Origin of the sequence: Butyrivibrio sp. M55, assembly GCF_900116865.1 — a bacterium.
In the GTDB taxonomy this organism is placed as follows: Bacteria; Bacillota; Clostridia; order Lachnospirales; family Lachnospiraceae; genus Butyrivibrio.
Genome location: NZ_FPCD01000005.1, coordinates 270,211 through 290,953, shown reverse-complemented (window position 1 = coordinate 290,953; position 20,743 = coordinate 270,211). Strand labels below are relative to the sequence as shown.

General features: G+C 36.6%; 18 protein-coding genes. All 18 read left to right on the top strand.

Features of this window, described 5'->3' with window-relative positions; all coding sequences use genetic code 11:
• Positions 1-83: 83 nt before the first annotated feature.
• The 18 genes from BM398_RS08700 (at position 84) to pseF (ending at position 20,732) form a co-directional block, all read left to right on the top strand.
• Positions 84-5,585: a DUF6531 domain-containing protein gene (locus tag BM398_RS08700; protein ID WP_092337322.1), complete on the top strand. Its 5,502-nt coding sequence runs from the start codon at positions 84-86 to the stop codon at positions 5,583-5,585.
• A 10-nt stretch (positions 5,586-5,595) separates the two neighbouring features.
• A complete protein-coding gene (locus BM398_RS08695; RefSeq protein WP_092337321.1) occupies positions 5,596-6,057 on the top strand; it encodes a hypothetical protein in 462 nt (153 codons plus the stop codon).
• A gap of 13 nt (positions 6,058-6,070) precedes the next feature.
• Complete coding sequence (locus BM398_RS08690) at positions 6,071-6,499, top strand: hypothetical protein (RefSeq protein ID WP_092337320.1); 429 nt, start codon at positions 6,071-6,073, stop codon at positions 6,497-6,499.
• 299 nt (positions 6,500-6,798) lie between these two features.
• Complete coding sequence (locus BM398_RS08685; protein ID WP_175531891.1) at positions 6,799-8,634, top strand: RHS repeat domain-containing protein; 1,836 nt, start codon at positions 6,799-6,801, stop codon at positions 8,632-8,634.
• Positions 8,631-9,080, top strand: a complete 450-nt coding sequence (locus tag BM398_RS08680; protein WP_092337318.1) for a hypothetical protein — start codon at positions 8,631-8,633, stop codon at positions 9,078-9,080. Before BM398_RS08685 ends, BM398_RS08680 begins: the two co-directional genes overlap by 4 nt.
• The gene (locus BM398_RS08675; RefSeq protein WP_092337317.1) at positions 9,080-9,493 is read left to right on the top strand and encodes a hypothetical protein; all 414 of its coding nucleotides are present in this window, start codon (positions 9,080-9,082) and stop codon (positions 9,491-9,493) included. The genes BM398_RS08680 and BM398_RS08675 overlap by 1 nt, the downstream gene beginning before the upstream one ends.
• Positions 9,494-9,703: 210 nt before the next feature.
• Positions 9,704-10,156: a hypothetical protein gene (locus tag BM398_RS08670; RefSeq protein WP_092337316.1), complete on the top strand. Its 453-nt coding sequence runs from the start codon at positions 9,704-9,706 to the stop codon at positions 10,154-10,156.
• Complete coding sequence (locus BM398_RS08665; protein WP_175531890.1) at positions 10,104-10,730, top strand: hypothetical protein; 627 nt, start codon at positions 10,104-10,106, stop codon at positions 10,728-10,730. The genes BM398_RS08670 and BM398_RS08665 overlap by 53 nt, the downstream gene beginning before the upstream one ends.
• A gap of 98 nt (positions 10,731-10,828) precedes the next feature.
• Entirely contained in the window at positions 10,829-11,245 is a 417-nt protein-coding gene (locus BM398_RS08660) for a hypothetical protein (protein ID WP_092337314.1), read from the top strand.
• A 573-nt stretch (positions 11,246-11,818) separates the two neighbouring features.
• Complete coding sequence (locus BM398_RS08655) at positions 11,819-13,573, top strand: RHS repeat domain-containing protein (RefSeq protein WP_175531889.1); 1,755 nt, start codon at positions 11,819-11,821, stop codon at positions 13,571-13,573.
• A 39-nt stretch (positions 13,574-13,612) separates the two neighbouring features.
• Entirely contained in the window at positions 13,613-14,155 is a 543-nt protein-coding gene (locus BM398_RS08650) for a hypothetical protein (protein WP_092337312.1), read from the top strand.
• A 158-nt stretch (positions 14,156-14,313) separates the two neighbouring features.
• Positions 14,314-14,763: a hypothetical protein gene (locus BM398_RS08645; RefSeq protein ID WP_092337311.1), complete on the top strand. Its 450-nt coding sequence runs from the start codon at positions 14,314-14,316 to the stop codon at positions 14,761-14,763.
• A complete protein-coding gene (locus BM398_RS08640; protein WP_092337309.1) occupies positions 14,763-15,176 on the top strand; it encodes a hypothetical protein in 414 nt (137 codons plus the stop codon). Before BM398_RS08645 ends, BM398_RS08640 begins: the two co-directional genes overlap by 1 nt.
• Positions 15,177-15,250: 74 nt before the next feature.
• The gene (locus BM398_RS08635) at positions 15,251-15,934 is read left to right on the top strand and encodes a hypothetical protein (protein ID WP_175531888.1); all 684 of its coding nucleotides are present in this window, start codon (positions 15,251-15,253) and stop codon (positions 15,932-15,934) included.
• Positions 15,935-16,190: 256 nt separating this feature from the next.
• Positions 16,191-16,388, top strand: a complete 198-nt coding sequence (locus tag BM398_RS08625) for a hypothetical protein (protein WP_092337305.1) — start codon at positions 16,191-16,193, stop codon at positions 16,386-16,388.
• 132 nt (positions 16,389-16,520) lie between these two features.
• The gene (locus BM398_RS08620; RefSeq protein WP_092337304.1) at positions 16,521-17,264 is read left to right on the top strand and encodes a hypothetical protein; all 744 of its coding nucleotides are present in this window, start codon (positions 16,521-16,523) and stop codon (positions 17,262-17,264) included.
• A 346-nt stretch (positions 17,265-17,610) separates the two neighbouring features.
• Positions 17,611-18,813, top strand: coding sequence for an ATP-grasp domain-containing protein (locus tag BM398_RS08615; protein WP_092337303.1), 1,203 nt, complete (start codon positions 17,611-17,613; stop codon positions 18,811-18,813).
• On the top strand, positions 18,810-20,732 hold the full coding sequence (gene pseF / locus BM398_RS17525) for a pseudaminic acid cytidylyltransferase (RefSeq protein WP_092337302.1): 1,923 nt from the start codon (positions 18,810-18,812) through the stop codon (positions 20,730-20,732). The genes BM398_RS08615 and pseF overlap by 4 nt, the downstream gene beginning before the upstream one ends.
• Positions 20,733-20,743 lie beyond the last annotated feature (11 nt).

Genomic DNA, 20,743 nt, shown 5'->3' with positions numbered 1-20,743 from the left:
CTTCTGGATAAAAGTACCGGCAAGATAGTTGAAACAGATATTGATATTGCCGCAAAAATAGATAGGGAAGAGGGTTAATACTTATGGAAAATAAATGGATAAACATGGCGGAATTCAATGCTTACATAAGTGACCTTTTTTCTGCTATTGATGAATATGAAGAAAAAGCTGCAGCTCATAAGAGAGCGCAGGACAGCTTTACTGGTGAAGCAAACTGGGAAGGAAAGAGTGCTGATAAGGCAAAACTCCTTGTAGGAACAGTAGAGCAGGCAAAGCTTGATGAAATACTAAGGATTGAAAGGGATTTTAGAGCGCTTCTTACGGATTATGTAAAAGGCTTTAAAGCTGCGGTTGATGAAGCTGATGATGCCAAGATAAGCACGATCGTTCTTGAAGGACTTAACATAGAACTTCACGGCTGTGCTTCTACTTATAAAACATGGGCAACCGGCATGGAGTGTTTAAAGGATAATATTCACAGCAGGTTTGGAAGTAAGTACGGAAACTGCGATGAATATGACTTCTTTATGGCATCAAATGCTTACGGGAATCTTTGTGGAAATGCATCAAAAGACGGAATGATTCTTGACCTTATTAACAGGTTCACCAACTTCGATAATCAGCAGTCTGCCAAGATTTCATCTGTTAGTTTTCCTTATAGAATAGGTAAATTAAAACAGGAGATCGAAGAGCTTAGAAGTTGCAAGGGTATGCTTGTAAATGGTGACGGAAACATTGAGATGGGCGTTATCGAAAGGCTTGAAGATTTTCTTGAGGACAGTGTAAATAGAGCAGAAGGCTCGGGAAGCTTTGTAGACAAGCTTGGCGTTAATGTGCTTTGTTCAATTCAGGCATACGACCCTGTGGACATGTGCAGCGGAAACTACATAAACGAACACGTTGATATTGAACTTGGAGGTAGATATCCTCTTTCGTTTGGAAGATTCTATAATGCAATGGACAAAAAGGGCGGACGTCTCGGAAAAGGCTGGAAGCATACTTTTGAAAAGCGCATTGTGGAAGAAGACGGAATAATAACGATAGAAAAGTCTGACGGAAGTAAAGGCGAGTATAAAAAGATCGATGATGTATATGACAAAGATCTTTATTTCGAGACTCAGGGCGAACCGGGACTTCTTGAAAAGCTCACAGGCGGCTATGTCATTACTCAGGATGACGGCACATATGAGAGATTTGATGACAGGGGATATCTTGTAGCGCTTGGAGATATTGACGGAGACAATGTATCTTTTACATACGATATCTTTGGCGGCAAATATTGTGTTACACATATAAGTACCAAGAACGGAAATACTCTTACATTTGAGTATCTTGTAAAGAGTATCTTCAATGAACTTGGGAAAACAAGAGTTACTCTTATGACATCTGTTACCGATCAGGCGGGCAGGTGTGTTTCTTATGCCTATGACGATGACAGGCTTACAGAGATAAAAGAAGCTGACGGAGCAGTAAGGAAGTTTACATACACGGAAGATGGAAGGATCAAGGATGTAGTAAATCCCAGAGGAATTACGGCAGTTACAAATGAGTATGACAATCAGGGACGCATTAAGAGGCAGAGTTTCCCTGATAATACTTTCATGACTTACGAATATAATGATGAAGATAAAAATATCGTAGCAACTGAGAGAAACGGCAATGAGGTTACCTATACCCATGACGACTTTGGAAGGCATATCGAGACAGCCTACTATGATGGTAAGGAAACTTATTCATACAATGGTATGAATCTTAAAACAAGTCTTACCGATAAGAACGGCAATACGACCAAAATCGCTTATGATAACAGAGGTCATGTAACACAGGTTATTGATGCACTTGGAAATAAGACCAACATTACCTACAGGGCAGACGGAAAGCTTCATACAGTAAAAGGACCGAGAGATGATACATACAAATATTTTTATAATAAAAATGGCACAATAAAAGAGATTGCAGCTCCCGGAGGAAATGCCCGTATATTTGCATACAGTGAAGGGAATATAAAAGCAATCTTTGACGATAGAGGAATAGGGCCAAGCTTTACTTACGATGATAGAGGAAATGTTGCTACAGTAACAGATCCTGACGGGGTAAAGACGAGCTATAAGTATGACGAACTTAACCGTGTCGTAGAAACAGTTTCTGCTGACGGTGCTAAGACTACATTTGAGTACGACAACGCTGACAGAATCGTAAAGGTGGCAGATGCCCTCGGAAATACAAGGGAATACCGATATGATAAGTCTGGAAAAGTGACATCTGTTAAGGATTTTGACGGAACTATTAAATGTTATGACATAAATATCATGGGAAGGGTTTCAAAGTTAACCGACGAAGAGGGAAGAAGTACCGAAATAACCTATAATGTGATGGGAAAACAGGAACTTGTAACACTTCCAAACGGCGGCAGGATAAAGTATGAGTACGACCCTCTTATGAGACTTATTAAAGTCACAGACCCTGAGGGAAGAACAACAGGTTATGATTATGATAAGAACGGAAATGTAACGGCTGAGTATCTTGGCGATGTCAGGGTAAAGAGCTATGTTTATGATGCCCTTAACAGAGTGACCGAAGAGACAGATGCTCTCGGCCATAAGACAGGCTATACATATGACGAAGCTGGAAATGTTACGGAAGTTACAGATACTCTCGGAAACGTTTCAAAGCGTGAGTATGACCTTTTGAACAGAGTGACAAAGGAAACGGACGCACTTGGAAATGAAGTATCTTACAAATACACCAAAATGGATCTTATAGATTCGATCACTGATGCAGCTGGAAGGGTGCGCAGATTTACTTATACAGACGGAAAAAGACTTACATCAGTAAGCTTCTGTGGTGTGACAGAGCAGGAACTTACATATGATGAAGCAGGAAGAGTAAAGACAAGAAAATTTGCTGACGGTTATGAGATTAACTATGGTTACGATGCCTTAAGCAGAGTAAATAAAGTAACAGGCTCAGACGGAAGATGTGTTGAATATGAGTATGATGCACTTGGAAGAGCTACAAAGGTAATTGACGGAAATAGTACAACTCTTTATACATATACAGCTACAGGTCGTCTTAAGAGCGTAGTAGATGCTCTTGGAAATGAGACTGCCTATACTTATGATGCTCTTGATAACCTTAAGAGCGTGCACAGAGTAGAAGGGCTTGTAAGTAATGAAGAAAAGTCAGGAGACGTATTCCCTACAGTTGGAAAAGATGGACGTGTAACGATATATTCGTATAATCTTTCGGGTCAGATTACAAGCGTAACAGATGCTCTTGGTCAAGTTGAAGCATATGAATACGACCAATACGGAAGACTTCTTGCAAAGACTGACAGGGATAACTATAGGACAACTTATAGCTATAACGCTTTGGGAAGTGTATCAAACGTCGCATATTCAGACGGAAGATCAGTAGCATTTGCGTATAATGAGCTTAATCAGCTTAACGAGATAAATGACTGGCTTGGAAAGACAACTCTTGAGAACGATGTTCTTGGACGTCTTACAAAGGTAACAGATTTTAAGAACAGGACTGTAGTATATGAGTATGGCGCTACAGGTGAAAGAACAAAGCTAGTATATCCTGACGGAAAAGAAGCTGTATATAATTATAATGATAAACTTCAGCTTGAAAGCATTGTAAGCGGAAATGATAAGACAACTTACGCATATGATGAAATCGGAAGACTTACAGAGAAACTCTTACCAAACAGCATAAAGCAGGCTTATGAGTACTTGCCTGGAGGTAACCTTAAGAGTATGGTAAGCAGCGATAAAGAAGGTGTTCTAGATAAGTATTTCTATTCATACAATAATGCAGGACTTATAGGTGAAATCAATAGAGACAGACGAGGACTTGATAAGGTTTCGGGTCAGTACACATATGGATATGACGTACTTGGAAGGCTTAAGGAGTCTTCATTTAACGGAATAATAAAGTCAGCGTACGAGTATGATGCCTTTGGAAACAGGACAAGTCTTGTTGAAGCTGAAACAAAGACAATGTATGTATACGATGTCCTTGACAGGCTTATAGAAACAAACGAGTTTAATAGTAGTCAGGCAATAAAGAAGAACTATGCTTACGATAAGCGTGGTAACCAGACAAAAGAATATATCGATGGTCTCCTTCAGAAGACCTTTATTTTCGATGCTACAAATATGCTTTCAAAAGTAGTTGATGCAAAGAATGGAGAGCTTGAAAATCAGTATAATGGTTTGGGCATACGAGTAACATCGACGAGAACGGAAGAAAAAATCGAGTATCTCTGTGATCTTTCAAGAGGCTATTATAACCTTCTTGAACGCACGGTAAACGGCGAGAAAGAAAGCTTTGTATATGACAACAACGTAGTATCAATGTTAAAGGAAGGAAACAGCTACTATTACCTTCAGGACGAACTTGGCTCACCTATGTACATGACAGGTACAGATGGAGTTGCCGTAAGTGCATATGCTTTCGATGATTTTGGAAGAAATATTGATCCATTTACAGGAAAGCAAAAGAAGCATGGCTATACAAAGGAGGGCAATATCATCCAGCCGTTTGCATTTACAGGCTATCAGGAAGATGAAGTATCAGGACTCAAGTTTGCGCAGGCGAGATTCTATAATGCAAACACAGGTAGATTTCAGTCTGAGGATTTGGTAAAAGGGATTATAGCTTTTCCAAAAACAATAAATCATTACCTATATTGTTGGGAAAGTCCTTTAGGATATGTAGATCGTGATGGTTTATTTGGTGAGTGGATTGCTGAAGCAGGAGATTTCCTTCATAAAACTCAGGATAAGATTAATAGTAAAATTGGCAATAGTCCCGTAGGAAAGTGGATTAATGACAATAAAGAAGTGCTTGGTGTAGCGCTTATGGCTACAGGTGTTGTTGCAGGAGTTGCTTTTTCTATAACTGGTAATCCTGTTTTGGGTGGTGCTATATCAGGCGCATTAACAGATATGGGGAATCAGATAGCCATTAACGGAACAAATGTGGATTGGGGAGAAGTAGTTCTATCAACTGCATCAGGTGCAGCGGCTGGAGCCATAGGAGATTACGCTTTTGTAAAAGAAGGTGTAAAAAATGCAAAATTGTTAAATACTGGATACAAAGTGGTATCTGGAGCTATTTCAGACACTTTTTTTGAAGAAGTTACAGATTTATGGAAGGGAAAAAATATATCATTTGATAATGTTGTTGGAGATTTTGCAAAAAATACAGTTATAACTGGAATGTCAGAAGGAACAGATATTTTAGTAAAAACTAAGGGAGCAAAATATAGAAGTAAACGATTTGCTGAGCTGTCGGGGAATTCAGAAGAGTATCAGCATTTGTTTAGAGAAGCAGAGATTGCTGATAAAAATTTAGCAAGGGCGAGGAAAAATGGAGCTGGAAGAGATGCTATAAGCCGATGGATTACTAAAATAGGAAGAGCTCATAATAGATTAGAAAGTTTCGAAGAGCAAATGATGAAGGGGACAGACAAATTAATCAAAAGAAGTAGTAAATTTGTTAAAGACTTTTTTGTTGATGGTGGAATATCTATAGAAAAAACTGTTGAAGGGTATTTTGAAATATGTGAAGGTTGAGGTGGCAAGTATGAAATTTGTTGTAAAGTGCAATGGAAAAGCAATATCGCATGCTGTTTTGTTAATCTTTTGTACTGCTTTTATGGTATATGCAAGTATATATGCGGTATTATCCGGAGCTATTAAAGGAGGTAGTTTGTGGTCTGTATTAATAGTTCTACTTGGGTTTATTATATACTTGATTTCTATGACTTTACTAACGACAAAATTAATTTATAACAGGATAATTGTAGATGACAATAAATTAATTATAAGAGAAGCTTTTCATAAAACGGACAAAATTCTGATTGATGATATAAAAAAATATTATAAAAAGTCTGAAAGTATACGAGCTCGTAGTTTTATGCGAATTACCATTATATATGGAAATAACAAATCGTATGAGGTAGAAGATGATGTGGTAATAAATTTTGACCGTTTCCTTAATTATCTTAATAGTAATTGTCCGGAACGATATGAATTTCGACACTAATAAAGGATTGAATATGAGTAATGAAGCGATATACAAAGAAAATATAAAAACAAAAATGGCTCTTAGCACGGGCGTGATTTTTCCGACATTGTTTATTGCTTTTCAGAGATATAGATATTCAGCAAATATCGGGTCTATAGCAGAAGGCTTAAAGTGGTGGTTGTACATGACTCCTGTGGCTATAGCTTCGCTGATTATATTTATATGGATTACAAGAGGAAAGATTAGGGTAGAACAGGACAGGATAGTAATTACACGCTGTTTTTCTCATAAGACTATCAGATACGAAAATGTTGAAGAATGTTATTTCAGATGCTCGGATAGTCGCCTGAGTTTTTATTTGAATAACGGAAAAGAGAAAATTATAGCTTTAGAAAGCTTTGACGATGCAGAAAAAATCCGTATAGCGTTAAATAAATATCTTCCGATAACTGAAGTTTAGTTGTTGATGTATGAATGAAAAACAATAGTACAAAGAAATATTGAAAAAATATTTTTTCATAATGCGGTAAATCGGAAGCTCCAGCATACGGCGCTACAGGTGAAAGAATAAAACTTGTATATCCTGATGGAAGGGGAGTTTCTTATAACTATGACGATAAGCTTCGGCTCAGCAGCGTAATCGGAAACGGAGAAGAGACAACATATGCTTATGATGAGATTGGCCGACTTGTAAGCAAGAACTTTGCTAACGGCGTAAGCCAGGCTTATACATATATGCCGGGCGGAAATCTTGAGAGTATGACAAGTACCGATAAGCAGGGCGTACTTGATAAATACTTCTATTCATACAATAACTCTGGCCTCATCAGTGGTATTGATAGAAACAGACGCGGTCTTGATATGGTATCCGGAAGATATGAATACAGCTATGATGCTATCGGACGTCTTACAAAGACGACACACGACGGAATAACCAAAGCTGCTTACGAGTATGACGCATTCGGTAATAGAACAAGTATGTCAGAAACTGAGACAAAGACATCTTACACATACGATGTCCTAGACAGACTTGTAGAAGCAAAGGAACTTAATAACTCTCAGGCAATACTTAAGACCTACGATTATGATAAGCGTGGTAACCAGACAAAAGAGTTCATAGACGGTCTCTTACAGAAGACCTTTACTTTTGATGCTACAAACATGCTCTCAAAGGTAGTTGATAAGGATAAGGGAGAACTTGAGAACCATTATAATGGACTTGGATTCAGGGTAGCATCCACAAGACCTGAAGAAAAGATTGAGTACCTCTGCGATCTGTCAAAAGATTACTATAACCTTCTTGAAAGAACAGTAAACGGAGAGACAGAGAGTTTTGTTTATGATAATAACGTAATCTCGATGTCAAAGAGCGGAAATAACTTCTACTACCTTCAGGATGAACTTGGATCACCTATGTATATGACAGGTACTGATGGAGTGGCTGTAAGCTCATATGCATTCGATGACTTTGGAAGAAACATAGATCCGTTTACAGGAAAACAGAAGAAGCACGGATACACCAAGCAGGGCAACATCATCCAGCCGTTTGCATTTACAGGCTATCAGGAAGATGAAGTATCAGGGCTCAAGTTTGCACAGGCAAGATACTATAGTGTTGATAATGGGAGGTTCCAGTCTGAAGATAAAGTAAAGGGATTCATTGATAGTCCGTTTACAATCAATCATTATGGCTATTGCTGGGGCAATCCGATTGGCATAGTTGATAGAGATGGTAATAGTCCAGAGTGGGTTGCCAATGCTGCTGATAAGATAAGTGAGGCCGGCTCTGGAATTGGAAGTTTAATAAATGAACATAAAACGTTTGCTGGAATTGGATGTAATTTAGTTGGAATAGCGGCTGGAATTGTAGTCACAGCATTTGCAGGACCAGTAGTTGGAGGAGCTGTAAGTGGGGCACTGATGAATGTTGGTTCGCAGATTATGGAAAAAGGTACCGATATAAGTTGGAAAGAGGTTGCGGTTAGTGCAGCAGCGGGTGGATTGGGAGCTGCATTTGGAGCTCAGTTTTCTGGCGTTGGGGGTGTTTTGTTTGATACTGCATTTGATACATTAACTGATATAACGAAGAATGTAGTAAATGGAGAAAAAATGAGTGTAACTGGAATAGTAGGTAATGCAAAAGAAAACTTTTGCTGTAATGTTTTGGGAGCTGGTCTAAGTCATGAAATAGGAAAAGTTATTGATATCAGACAAGCACGAAAATTTGCTGATGCAGAAAGTAATCTTATATCTCAAGAAAGAGCTAATTTGAATAAATGTAAACGGATATGTGAATCATTAGAGGTTGAAGCGCGCAAGGCAGAAGATGATTGGAAGTGGGCAAGGATAGGTGCAACTGCAAAGCAAAGAGAAAATGCTATTAGTGGAGCAATTCGTCATGAAGAAGCGGTTAAAAGATTAGAAGAAAAATATATAGATATTGCTACACAATCTGGCAAGTTACGAGAAGGCTTTAGGGAAGCGGTAAAATTGTGGCGCCAAAAAGCTAACGATGTTGCTGGTAATTTTTCGAAAAATACAATTGAGTTTACAAAAACAATTTTGAATTATGCTAATCAAGGGGAATGCGCATGAAATTTATGGTGAAATGTAAAAATAAGATTTTTAAAACAATAGGATATTTTCTTTGTTTTGGCGTAGTTATAGCAATGTGCGTGGCAATAGTTTTAAGTAGCGAAACACCTGAAGATTTTTGGAAAATATTGGTGTTAGCTATTTTGACACTTATAGCTATGGGATGGTATGCATTTTGTAAAATTGGAGCTGTAATAGTCAATTCAATAGAGGTGAATTCGGATACTTTGATCATAAAGAAAATATTTGAGCCGAAAAGAATCATAAATGTTTCTGAACTAAAAAAATATAAGGTTGATTTGAAAGAAATGAATAAGGGACCTATGCGTGAGTATATTCATGTGTATTATGATGATACCTTCGTCGAGTTATATGAGGATAATGTATGTAATTTTGAAGTTTTGTTAGATTATTTGAAGAGTAATGGGATTAGGGAAGTGTACTGATGAATTATATATATATGCAACGAGAGAAATTTATCAATAAATATTTAAAGTTTGCGGCACTTATAGTTCCGATGGGATTAGCGACATATCCGACTATACATTTTAATGGTATGGAAAGGAGGTTAAGCTGTATTTTTGTTAGTTCAATCGGAGCAGCAATTCTTCTTGTTCCTTTAATTTTTGTATCATTGAAACGTTTTTATGTTTATGAAGATAAGATTATAATAAAGGGATTACTATATAAGAAAAAGTTTCTTTATGAAGATGTTATCAAGTGTTTTTTTAAAAGCTATAGAGAAGTACTCTGCTTATATATGGCGGATCGAGAAGTGAAACTTCATATTGGTACATACAATTCTTCAAAGGACATTGTTGATAATATGTCTCGATATATTAGTATTAAAGAGGTATAGTTTAAACCGTAGCTATAAAAAGCGGACGGTTGAGCATACGGAAATAAGGTTTTTCATAAAAAATGTGGCTACGTAGATTTATGAAGCGTAGCCATATTTTTATGAAAAAAGAAATAGTGCGCCTGTTAAAGATTTTGTTGTTGATGGTGGGATATCTATAGAACATACTGTTGATGGATATTTCGAATTATGTGAAGATTGAGGTGAGAGATGAGATTTGTTGTAAGGTGCAATTGGAAGGCAATAGCTAATTCGCTGGTTATAATTATGGCTATATTAATGATGGTTGGAGTGCTTATATATATGTTTTCTTCTGATTTTTTTGAAGGCGGAAATATTTTTGGAGAAATAATTCTTGTAATGACTTTTATATTTTGCATTGTTGTTTCTTCTTATATTGTGGTAAGGCGGATTTATAACAAAATAATTGTACTTGGGGATAAAATAATTATTAAAGAAGCATTTTGTCAAAAATATGAAATGACAGTTGAAGATATAAAAGAATATTATGAAAGGCCTGAAAGTATTAGGGCTCGTAAGTTTAGGCAAATTACAATTATATATGGTGATAATAAAGCATACGAGGTAGATGACGATAGGGTAAAAAATTATGACAGACTCCTTAATTACCTTAATAGAAATTGTAAGAAGAAAATCGTTTAAAACAAATGCATTGAGACGTTTTGGTGATGAGGGATTAAGTATTTGCCTATTCAGGCTGATAAAATTTTTGAGGGGTATGTTTATTATGCGTACGAATATAATTTTGAAACCTAAATATATTAAACTATGCTACGTTTTGGTTGTTGTACTATTATACTTAGCTTCTATGATATACAAAATAGGTATAGAAAAAATCAAAAAAAATATTGTTATCCACAATACATCATATGTTATTGAGATGATCCTTATATTTGTTTTGGGATTTACACCTGTTATGGTTGCAGTGATTACATATCTACTGATGCTTTATTCGGAACGAATAATCATTGAAGATGATAATATAACGATCAAGGTTTTAAACAAGGTAAAATATACATTTAATGTGAATGAGCTTGACAAGGTCGAGCAGTTTTATCGCGTGGTTAAAGGTGCAAGGTTTCAGCAGACAATAATATATTATCGTGGTAAGAAAATAAAATTGCTTGAGCATCCAAATGAGAACTGGGAGAATTATAATATCTGGTGCAGATATTTGGCTGATAGAAAAAAACTTCAACGTGTTGAAGTCTTTTGAGCGAAAAAACGTAGTGCGCTGTAGGTGTTTGATTTAAAATAACATTTTATAGTGTTTAATGTATATAGCAATTTATCGAGAAGAGGATTGACGACTTAATGGAAAAAATTAAAATTAAAGGCCGCAAAAATGGCAATCTTAATAGAATAATGGCTGCAACGTTTGCTTCTGCAGCGGCATGCTCGCCACGATTATTCAGAGCGCTTGCAGGAGAAAACGTTTTTGAAGCTATAATAAATGTCGTTACATTTCTTTCAGTAGTAGCAACTATGGGATTTTTTCTAAATTTGATTATTAAGAGTTCGATAGTGGTTAAAGAGGGCAAGTTTGTGATACATGCCGGATTATATTTCAAGACAATTAAGTATAGCGATATTAGTCAGTGTTTTTTTATGGATGGTAAATTTGTTGTTGTGACAAGAGACAGGGAAGTGCCTATACAAATTGCTATATTTGAGGATATGAGTGCTTTATATGATGAACTAAAGAGAAATGGTATTGTGATCGAAGGATAGTCAAATAAGATTTATTTCCCAGGCAACTTCCAGTATAAAGCGAAGCTATCGGGGGAGTTCTCTATTGCAGAGCCGCTGATATGAATTATGTCAGCGGCTCATAGACAAGTAGGAAGACTAATCGTATTCTACTCGATTATCAGAACTTTATAATATATTCGTCATCAACAGTAATATAGCAATGCAGGTGCAGTTACAAAGGTAGGCTATGCTGACGGAAGAAGTGTAGCATTCTCATATAATGAACTTAACCAGCTTAGTCAGATAAATGATTGGTACGGAAAGACAATCCTTGAAAATGATATCCTTGGAAGACTTACAAAGGTAACAGACTTTAAGAATAGGACGGTAGCTTATGAGTATGGGGCTACAGGTGAGAGAACAAAGCTCACATATCCTGACGGGAAAGTAGTTTCTTATAATTACGACGATAAGCTTCAGCTTAGCAGCGTAATCGGAAACGGAGAAGAGACAACATATGCTTATGATGAGATTGGCCGACTTGTAAACAAGAACTTTGCTAACGGTGTAAGCCAGGCTTATACATATATGCCCGGCGGAAATCTTGAAAGTATGACAAGTACCGATAAGCAGGGCGAACTTGATAAATACTTCTATTCATACAAAAATGCCGGACTTATCAGTGGTATCGATAGAAACAGACGAGGTCTTGATAAGGTATCCGGAAGATATGAATACAGCTATGATGCTATCGGACGTCTTACAAAGACGACACACGACGGAATAACCAAAGCTGCTTACGAATATGATGCATTCGGTAACAGAACAAGTATGTCAGAAACTGAGACAAAGACATCTTACACATACGATGTCCTTGATAGACTTGTAGAAGCTAAAGAGCTTAATAACTCTCAGGCTATCCTTAAGACCTACGATTATGATAAGCGTGGTAACCAGACAAAAGAGTTCATAGACGGTCTCTTACAGAAGACCTTTACTTTTGATGCTACAAACATGCTCTCAAAGGTAGTTGATAAGGATAAGGGAGAACTTGAGAACCATTATAATGGACTTGGATTCAGGGTAGCATCCACAAGACCTGAAGAAAAGATTGAGTATCTCTGTGATCTTTCAAAAGACTACTATAACCTTCTTGAAAGAACCGTAAACGGTGAGACAGAGAGTTTTGTTTATGATAACAATGTAATCTCGATGTCAAAGAGCGGAAACAACTTCTACTACCTTCAGGATGAACTCGGATCACCTATGTACATGACAGGTACGGACGGAATGGCTGTAAGTTCATATGCTTTTGATGACTTTGGAAGAAACATAGATCCGTTTACAGGAAAACAGAAGAAACACGGATACACCAAGCAGGGCAACATCATCCAGCCGTTTGCATTCACAGGCTATCAGGAAGATGAAGTATCTGGACTTAAATTTGCGCAGGCAAGATATTATAGTGCTGAGAAGGGAAGATTTGTTGGTGAGGATCAGATTAAAGGATTTATGGATAGTGCTGATACACAGCATAGATATATATATTGTTTAAATAATCCCCAAAATCTAATTGATGAAAATGGAAAAGAACCAGCAATTATAAATTCAACACCAACATTAAGTAATCAATCTGATGTTGGATTTTATCCGATGCCTGAATCTGATGTTGGATTTTATCCTGCTACCAAATCGAATTCACTATCATCAGATGATTCTACTATGCAATGTGAAGGAGAAAATAGTAGTGCAGGTATAACAATAACATCTCAGGATGTTTCGACTGGAAGCAAATTTATTCAAAATGGTATTGAAGTTTTAAAAATAGGGCTTTTGACGGGGGCAAAAGTTTTATCGAGGCGTAGTAAACAGATAAGTGCTATGCTTCATTCGGCTAAAATAGCTAGACCTGGACATGCTTTGAGTTATTATAGAAGTAATAATGCAGTAAGACGTTCTATGCGTGAAGCTGCGGCAAAAAACTTATCTAATGCTGAAAAAGCAACAAATATTGCGAAGAAAATTGATGACTTCGGAAAATATATTGATGTTGCTGCAGTAGCATTAGATGTTGGGGTTGGTGTATATGATAATATTCAAAAAAAACAACCAATAGATAGGATACTTTCAGATGCAACTGTTGACGCGGTTGTTTCTACGTTACAGATAGTTGCCACGACAGCAATTACAACTGCTATAGTTGGTTCTGGTTTTGGTATAGTAGCATTAGGAGTCGGCTTAGCAGTTAGTACTGTTGTTACAGGTTTGAGTGATGATTTGAAAATCTATAAAGGAAAGAGTTTAAGAGATTTAACTAAAGATGCAATGTATTATTCAATAAAACATTGGAAACCAGCATTGCTGTAGGTTATAAGAATGTTGAAAAATAGAATTGGAGAAAATGGTATGGTTCGTTTAAATCAAAAAGTATTTACAACATATATTATACTTGCTTGTTTTTTTATAGTAGTAGATTTGTTAACTCTGATATCTGCAGAGAGCAATAAAGTTAAAGAATTTATTTTAGCGGATGCAATAGTATTGTTGCCAATAGTGGTTTTGGGAATGATATATTGTAAGAAGGATATAACTGAATTTGAGTTTAATCTTTTCTTTGGAATAGATTCATTTTTGTTTTGCATATTGTTCCTTTTTATTATGTATCATCAAACGTCAATGTATAATATTGAAAAATACATGAATATTATTGTTATCCTAATGGTTATGTTTTTTATTGTTGGTGGTATTCTAGGATATTTAAGGATAGGTAATAACTTATATATGGAAGTTGGAGGAGGAGTAGTTTTAGGAGTAAGTGCGTTGGGGCATTTATATGCTAAATACTGCGTCAAAAACATCAAATTTACATTGATAATATGTTTATGTGCAATAACTTATTTAATGATTTTTTGTATTGGATATCATTTTGGAAGTAATTATTCTGTGTGATTATGTTTTTTGATTCAATCCTAAGCTCCTATGAATTTATACCAATGATTTAGTATGAATTCATAGGAGCTTTTTGAACGATGTTGCTGGTGATTTTGCGAAAAATATAATTGAGTATACAAAAACAATTATGAATTATACTAATCGAGGGGATGCGCATGAAATTTGTGGTGGAATGTAAAAATAAGATTTTCAAAACAATAGGATATTTTCTTTGCTTTGACGTATATATAGCAATGTGTGTGGCAATAGTGTTAAACAGTGCAACACCTAAAGATTTTTGGGGATTATTAGTGTTAGCTATTTTATCAATTATAGTTATGGGCTGGTATGCATTTTGCAAAATTGGAGCTGTAATAGTCAATTCAATAGAAGTGAATTCGGATACTTTAATTATAAAGAAAATATTTGAGCCGAAAAGAATCATAAATGTTTCTGAAATAAAAAAATATAAGGTTGATTTGAAAGAAATGAATAAGGGGCCTATGCGAGAGTATATTCATGTGTATTATGATGACACTTTCGTCGAGTTATATGAGGATAATGTATGTAATTTTGAAGTTTTGTTAGATTATTTGAAAAGTAATAGAATTAGGGAAGTGTACTGATGAATTATATATATATGCAACGAGAGAAATTTATCACTAAATATTTAAAGTTTGCGGCACTTATCGTTCCGATGGGATTAGCGACATATCCAACTATACATTTTAATGGTATGGAAAGGAGGTTAAGCTGTATTTTTGTTAGTTCAATCGGAGCAGCAATTCTTCTTGTTCCTTTAATTTTTGTATCATTGAAACGTTTTTATGTTTATGAAGATAAGATTATAATAAAGGGGCTACTATATAAGAAAAAGTTTCTTTATGAAGATGTTATCAAGTGTTTTTTTAAAAACTATAGAGAAGTGCTCTGCTTATATATGGCGGATCGAGAAGTGAAACTTCATATTGGTACATACAATTCTTCAAAGGATATTGTTGATTATATGTCTCGATATATTAGTATTAAAAAGGTATAGTTTAAACCGTAGCTATGAGAATTTTTTGGAGTATAATTATAGATTTTTGTGTTGCTTTTTTAGGACCATGTATATTGATTGTTATCTTTGTGCAAAATTGTGCGGGTAAGCCATGCTCTTCTAAAGAAAAGAAAGAAGCAAATATATTAGGAAAAGTTTTAGGCGCACTTATCTTCCTTGGCTCATTTATCTGGGCTCCGGAAGTGTATATGGAATCGTGGGGGAATCTTTTTGATATTCCTACTCTGGTAGTTGGCGAGAATTGTTTAGGGATAATAATTACTGTGCTTATTATTGTGTTGTTATATTTTTATATTATGATTTTTTTTATAAATGGAAGAACAGATATTTTTTATAGATATGGGCGACTTAGAACAGTATTGATCGGGATTCAAATTGCAAATAGTTTAGCGATGATTGTATATTTGTGCGCTATTAATGGTGGGCATAATACAAGTTCTAAATGCTGGAAATATTTATTGTTGTTTGATCTATTTATGAGTGTAGTCATCATAGTAGTTAATGCAATTAGAGTGGCATATCATAAAGATGGATTGTTTTTTGAGTACAACACTATAGTTTCACAAAAAAAGATTTTTTTGTTTGGTGAAAATATATTTGATGTGTCTAAAGAAGATGATGAGTTTGTGGTCAAACTAAATGATGAAGAAATTCGAATGAAGTATCTTACACCATGCCAAAAAGAAGGTGTTATAAAGTTTGGAGAATTAGTAAGGAAAATGCAAAATGGAACATAATAGAAAAAGACTGTATTTTTGGATGATAATAGAAACATGTATTTCTTTTGCTTTAGGTGGAATGCTGATTTATTTTGGCGAAAAATTAATAGGAAGCTTGTTTTTTATTTTTACAATTATACAAATTATTCTTGTTATACTACAGAACAAAAATTCAACAAATAGTAACTAATGGCGCTGAAGAGATAGATAGGCTTACGCCATATCAAGTGAGTGGAATAAATGAATTTATGAATATAATAAAGGGGTGAATATATTGGATTCAATTATAAAGAAATTAATTATAGGCATGACTGTAGAAGCGATTGTTTCACTAGCTATAGGAATATTTTTTCTATATTTTAAAGAATACTTTTTAGGTGTTATGTTCTGTGTTTGTGTAGTCGCGGAAATAATTCTTGTAAAAAGAAGGATTGATAAGTTAAAAGAAGAGGATTCTGGTACTAAAACATAATGCAATAGAATATAAATGGGATTTTTACAACAGTACGCAGGAGTGCGCATATGTGATCATTAAAGCTAAATTATAAATCTGTCGCTGTGAAAACGCAGTGGCAGATTTTGTATATGTATGCGAGGGCTAAATATGACAATTTTTATAAGTACAATTTTGAATTTTTGCTTGGTTTTTATTGGGCCGTTTATGGCGATCTTTTACCTTATACAAAATTGTTCGAGAAATGTATGTTCATCGAAAGATAGCACTGAAAAGAAAATGTTTTATAAATTCTTTGCAGGAGCAATGCTATTTTACATATTTGCATTAATACCGCAGGGGTATGTAGATGCATGGAATTCTCTTGTGAAAATTCCTAATATGATTGTTGAGCAAAAATGTTTGGGAATAGTTATTCTTGTATTCTTGATAATTATAATATATCCGTACTTACTGATTATTTATGAGGAATCGGGAGTCAATGTTTTTTACAAGTACAGAGCTATCAGAAAAATAATTATTTATATTCAGCTTTTGAACAGCTTTGGCGTAATCCTGTATTTGTGTATGGTTAATGCTCGAATAATAAATGAATATAATTTGTGGAAGTATTTGCTGTCTGCTGATTTGTCTTTATCGGTTTGCGTTATACTGATTAGCGCCATAAGAGTTGCTTTTGAGACAACGGGTTTATTTTTTGAATACAACACAATTATTTCGCAAAAAAAGATTTATAAATATGGTGAAAATACATTTAAAGTAACTGAAGAAAATGGTGGCTTTGTAGTGAGCAATGGTGTTGAAGAAGCGCAAATGAATAAACTTACACAATACCAAAAAGATGGCGTATTAAAATTTATGGAGCTGGTTAATGGCACAATAGACGAGGGATGATTAAGTACCGGCTCTTACACAGTGGAAGTATACAGCTCATAAAGCGATTTTTCACACCATTTATGTGAGTTGTAACATTCAAGAGTATAAAAAAGCGGAAAGATTTATTCTGTCTCGCTCCAACTGTTTGAGCCCATTTATGGGCGAGTTTTGGAGCGAAGAATAAATCTTTCCGCTTTTTTATGCCTTGAATGTCAACGAGCATAACAGGTGTGAAAAATCGCTTTATGAGCGCATACCCCCACTATGTAAAGCCCCCATTTTTTTGACCTTTGCCCCGCCATATATTATAATCAATACGTCTAAAGATGCGCGATTTAGCACCTTTTAAAGGAGGCGTAAGCAGATGACAGCAGCAGTTATCGGAGCAAGCTCCGAATCAATTTATGTGATAAATAAGGCAAAAGAGCTGGGCCTTAAGGTGATAGCTCTTGACGGAAATCCGGAAGCACCTGGTCTGAAAGCGGCCGATGCTTCCTTTGTTGTAGATATAAGGGATCCGCAGAAGGTCTTTGAGATTTTGGATAAAGATAAGCCCGATGTGGTTCTTCCCGTTCCGATCGGAAGATACCTCACAACGACCGGAGCCGTTAATGACAAATATAATCTTTGCGGAGTATCTTTCGATGCCGCAAATACATGCACGGACAAATATGAGTTTCACAAAGTTCTTGCTGCGGAAGGACTTAGAAACGCAGAGCTTTATCTGATTCCCGCAGGCGAGGAGAATACCGATGTTGACGAGATCAACACGATTTATCCCGTAATAGTTAAGCCCAGATTCGGATCGGGAAGCCGCGGCGTTGAGATGTTTAATACGCCTAAGGAGCTAAAAGAGAAGTTCCTCGCAGGCCAGCCTTACGAAGAAGATTATTGTGTTGAGACCTGCGTTTCCGGAACAGAGTATGGCGTGGACGGAGTTTTTGTGGATGGCGAATTTAAGCTCATCCTCCTTAGGGGAAAAAAGAATACACCGCCCCCGTACAGAGAGTGCGTCGGATATTATTCCGTTATCGAAACCGATAAAAACGCAGAATTTTTCAGAAAGACAAAAGAACTAATCGCAAAAGCGGGAGAAGCGATAGGCTTTAAGAGCAATATCATTCACGCAGACATAATCAAGGACAATGACGGAAATCCCTTTATCATTGAGATGTCGGCGAGACCTTCGGGACATAATCTTCATAATCTCTTTACACCGCTTTCAAGCGGCGTCGACGAGGTTACGGAGTTTATAAAGTATGCTGTTCCCGCGCTTAATGAGCAGTACTCTTTTGAACCTGATGTGGAAAAGAATATGCTCATAAGATATTTTGATTTTGAAAATGTGAGAGTAAATAAGGTTCCCGATGAGAAGGAACTTTTCAAAAAATATCCGTTAAAGGCTTGGAATTGCAATCTAAAGAAAGGCATGTACCTTGGAAAAGTGACAAACGGCGCTTCGGTTATGGGAAGAGGATATTTCTGCATTGAAGCGGATTCGCCTTTTGAGCTGGACGGGTACAGCGATGCGATCCTGAGTGAATTTGAGCTGGAGGATAACAGATGAGTTCTGTTGCAATAATTACCGCAAGAGGCGGAAGCAAAAGAATACCGGGCAAGAATATAAAGAATTTTTGCGGAAAGCCAATAATTGCTTATTCAATAAGTGCTGCGATAGAGAGTGGTGCGTTCGATACCGTAATGGTGTCTACGGATGATGAGAAGATTGCTGAGATTGCAAAGGCAGCAGGTGCCGAAATCCCTTTTTTTAGGTCGGACGAAACAGCAGGTGACTATGCGACAACCGATCAGGTTATAGCGGAAGTACTTAATACATATAAGGAAAACGGAAAGAGCTTTGATAAGTTCTGTTGCATATATCCAACTGCTCCATTCATAACAGCTGGTAGGCTAAAAGAAGCGATGGTTAAGCTTGATGAGCACGAGTCGGTCACACCTGTTTGTCAGTTTTCTTATCCACCTCAGAGAGGATTTGTTGTGGAAAACGGTCGTCTAGTGAGGAAATATCCTGAGTTTGCGACGGTAAGATCTCAGGATCTCGATAAACTCTATCATGACAGCGGTCAGTTCTATGCTTGCAGAACTGATGCGTTTTTCAGAGACGGAACAACCGATGTGGACGATATGGTTCCGATTGTTCTTGATGAGGATGAAGTCCAGGATATAGATACTCCTAAGGATTGGGAAATTGCGGAGGCGAAGTTTAAGAGGCTTTGCGCCGAGGGAAAAAGAAGTCTGCCGGCAAAAGATTCTTTTTCCAAATTTGATGATACGGCTCTTCAAACTCCTTATTACAGAGTTGACGAGAGTAAACTTGATGCGGATATTGAACTGCTGAAAGGCGCTTTGGAGAAGGGATGGAATAATTACATCTGTTCTTTTTCCGTAAAGACCAATTCACTTCCCTGGCTTCTTAAGCATTTAAAAGACAATGATTTCTATGCGGAAGTTGTTTCGGCGGAAGAGTATGAGATTTCAAAGAGACTCGGCTATACGCCTGATCACGTGATATACAACGGACCTATCAAAGACAGGGAAGCGTTTGAAGAAGTTCTTCTTGGCGGCGGAATCGTGAACCTTGATTCGAATTATGAGCCTGAGTGGGTTTCTGAGATTGCGTCGGCAAATAAGGATAAGAAGATCAAGGTCGGAATAAGAGTTAATTATGACCTTCAAAAGCTCATTCCCGATGAAGTTCTTGCAGACGAAGAGGGAAGCAGATTCGGATACTGTTATGAAAACGATGCGCTTAAGAATGTAATAGAGAAACTTAGAGAAAACGAGAATGTTGAGATTGTAGGTCTTCATCTTCACTCTTCAACAAAGTCCAGAACGATCAACGCGTTTAAGGCGCTTGCAAAAGTGGCAGTGATAGTAGCAGATGAATATAATCTTGATCTTGAATATGTTGATATGGGCGGCGGCTACTACGGCGGAGTAAAGGGAAAGCCTGACTTTAGGGATTATGTTCCGGCTATTGCGGAAGTTCTTTCTGAGAAGTTTGATGTGAGCAAGACAAAGCTTATTATGGAGCCGGGCGTTTCCATGGTCTCATCAAGCTTTGATTTTGTGACGAGTGTTATTGATACAAAGCAGGTGAGAGAGCACACTTACGTGGTGATTGACGGAAGCAGAGTTAACCTGAATCCTCAGGTCACAAGAAGACAGTATCCTCACAGACTTGAATATAGAAATGACGAAAACAGAGAGACTGTCCCCGTTCAGATGATATGCGGAGCAACATGTATGGAATATGACAGATTGTTCCCCGCAGAGAATGAGCGTAAGCTTGAGCCGGGCGACAGGGTAATCTTTACAAATGCAGGCGGATACACGATTTGTCTGACACCTCTGTTCATACATTATTTTCCGGCTGTCTATGTAAAGAAAAAGGACGGAAGTCTTTTTGTTGCAAGAGAGCCTTGGACAAATGACGAGTACATGGCAAAAAACAGATTTGAGTAATTTTTTGGAGG

Bases quoted from the DNA above. Each gene is read 5' to 3' on its own strand.
- BM398_RS08640 (WP_092337309.1), top strand. From the start codon at position 14,763: ATGAATTATATATATATGCAACGAGAGAAATTTATCACTAAATATTTA.
- BM398_RS08620 (WP_092337304.1), top strand. From the start codon at position 16,521: ATGACAATTTTTATAAGTACAATTTTGAATTTTTGCTTGGTTTTTATT.
- BM398_RS08645 (WP_092337311.1), top strand. From the start codon at position 14,314: ATGAAATTTGTGGTGGAATGTAAAAATAAGATTTTCAAAACAATAGGA.
- BM398_RS08660 (WP_092337314.1), top strand. From the start codon at position 10,829: ATGGAAAAAATTAAAATTAAAGGCCGCAAAAATGGCAATCTTAATAGA.
- BM398_RS08700 (WP_092337322.1), top strand. From the start codon at position 84: ATGGAAAATAAATGGATAAACATGGCGGAATTCAATGCTTACATAAGT.
- BM398_RS08690 (WP_092337320.1), top strand. From the start codon at position 6,071: ATGAGTAATGAAGCGATATACAAAGAAAATATAAAAACAAAAATGGCT.
- BM398_RS08615 (WP_092337303.1), top strand. From the start codon at position 17,611: ATGACAGCAGCAGTTATCGGAGCAAGCTCCGAATCAATTTATGTGATA.
- pseF (WP_092337302.1), top strand. From the start codon at position 18,810: ATGAGTTCTGTTGCAATAATTACCGCAAGAGGCGGAAGCAAAAGAATA.
- BM398_RS08680 (WP_092337318.1), top strand. From the start codon at position 8,631: ATGAAATTTATGGTGAAATGTAAAAATAAGATTTTTAAAACAATAGGA.
- BM398_RS08670 (WP_092337316.1), top strand. From the start codon at position 9,704: ATGAGATTTGTTGTAAGGTGCAATTGGAAGGCAATAGCTAATTCGCTG.
- BM398_RS08695 (WP_092337321.1), top strand. From the start codon at position 5,596: ATGAAATTTGTTGTAAAGTGCAATGGAAAAGCAATATCGCATGCTGTT.
- BM398_RS08685 (WP_175531891.1), top strand. From the start codon at position 6,799: ATGACAAGTACCGATAAGCAGGGCGTACTTGATAAATACTTCTATTCA.
- BM398_RS08655 (WP_175531889.1), top strand. From the start codon at position 11,819: ATGACAAGTACCGATAAGCAGGGCGAACTTGATAAATACTTCTATTCA.
- BM398_RS08650 (WP_092337312.1), top strand. From the start codon at position 13,613: ATGGTTCGTTTAAATCAAAAAGTATTTACAACATATATTATACTTGCT.
- BM398_RS08675 (WP_092337317.1), top strand. From the start codon at position 9,080: ATGAATTATATATATATGCAACGAGAGAAATTTATCAATAAATATTTA.
- BM398_RS08665 (WP_175531890.1), top strand. From the start codon at position 10,104: ATGACAGACTCCTTAATTACCTTAATAGAAATTGTAAGAAGAAAATCG.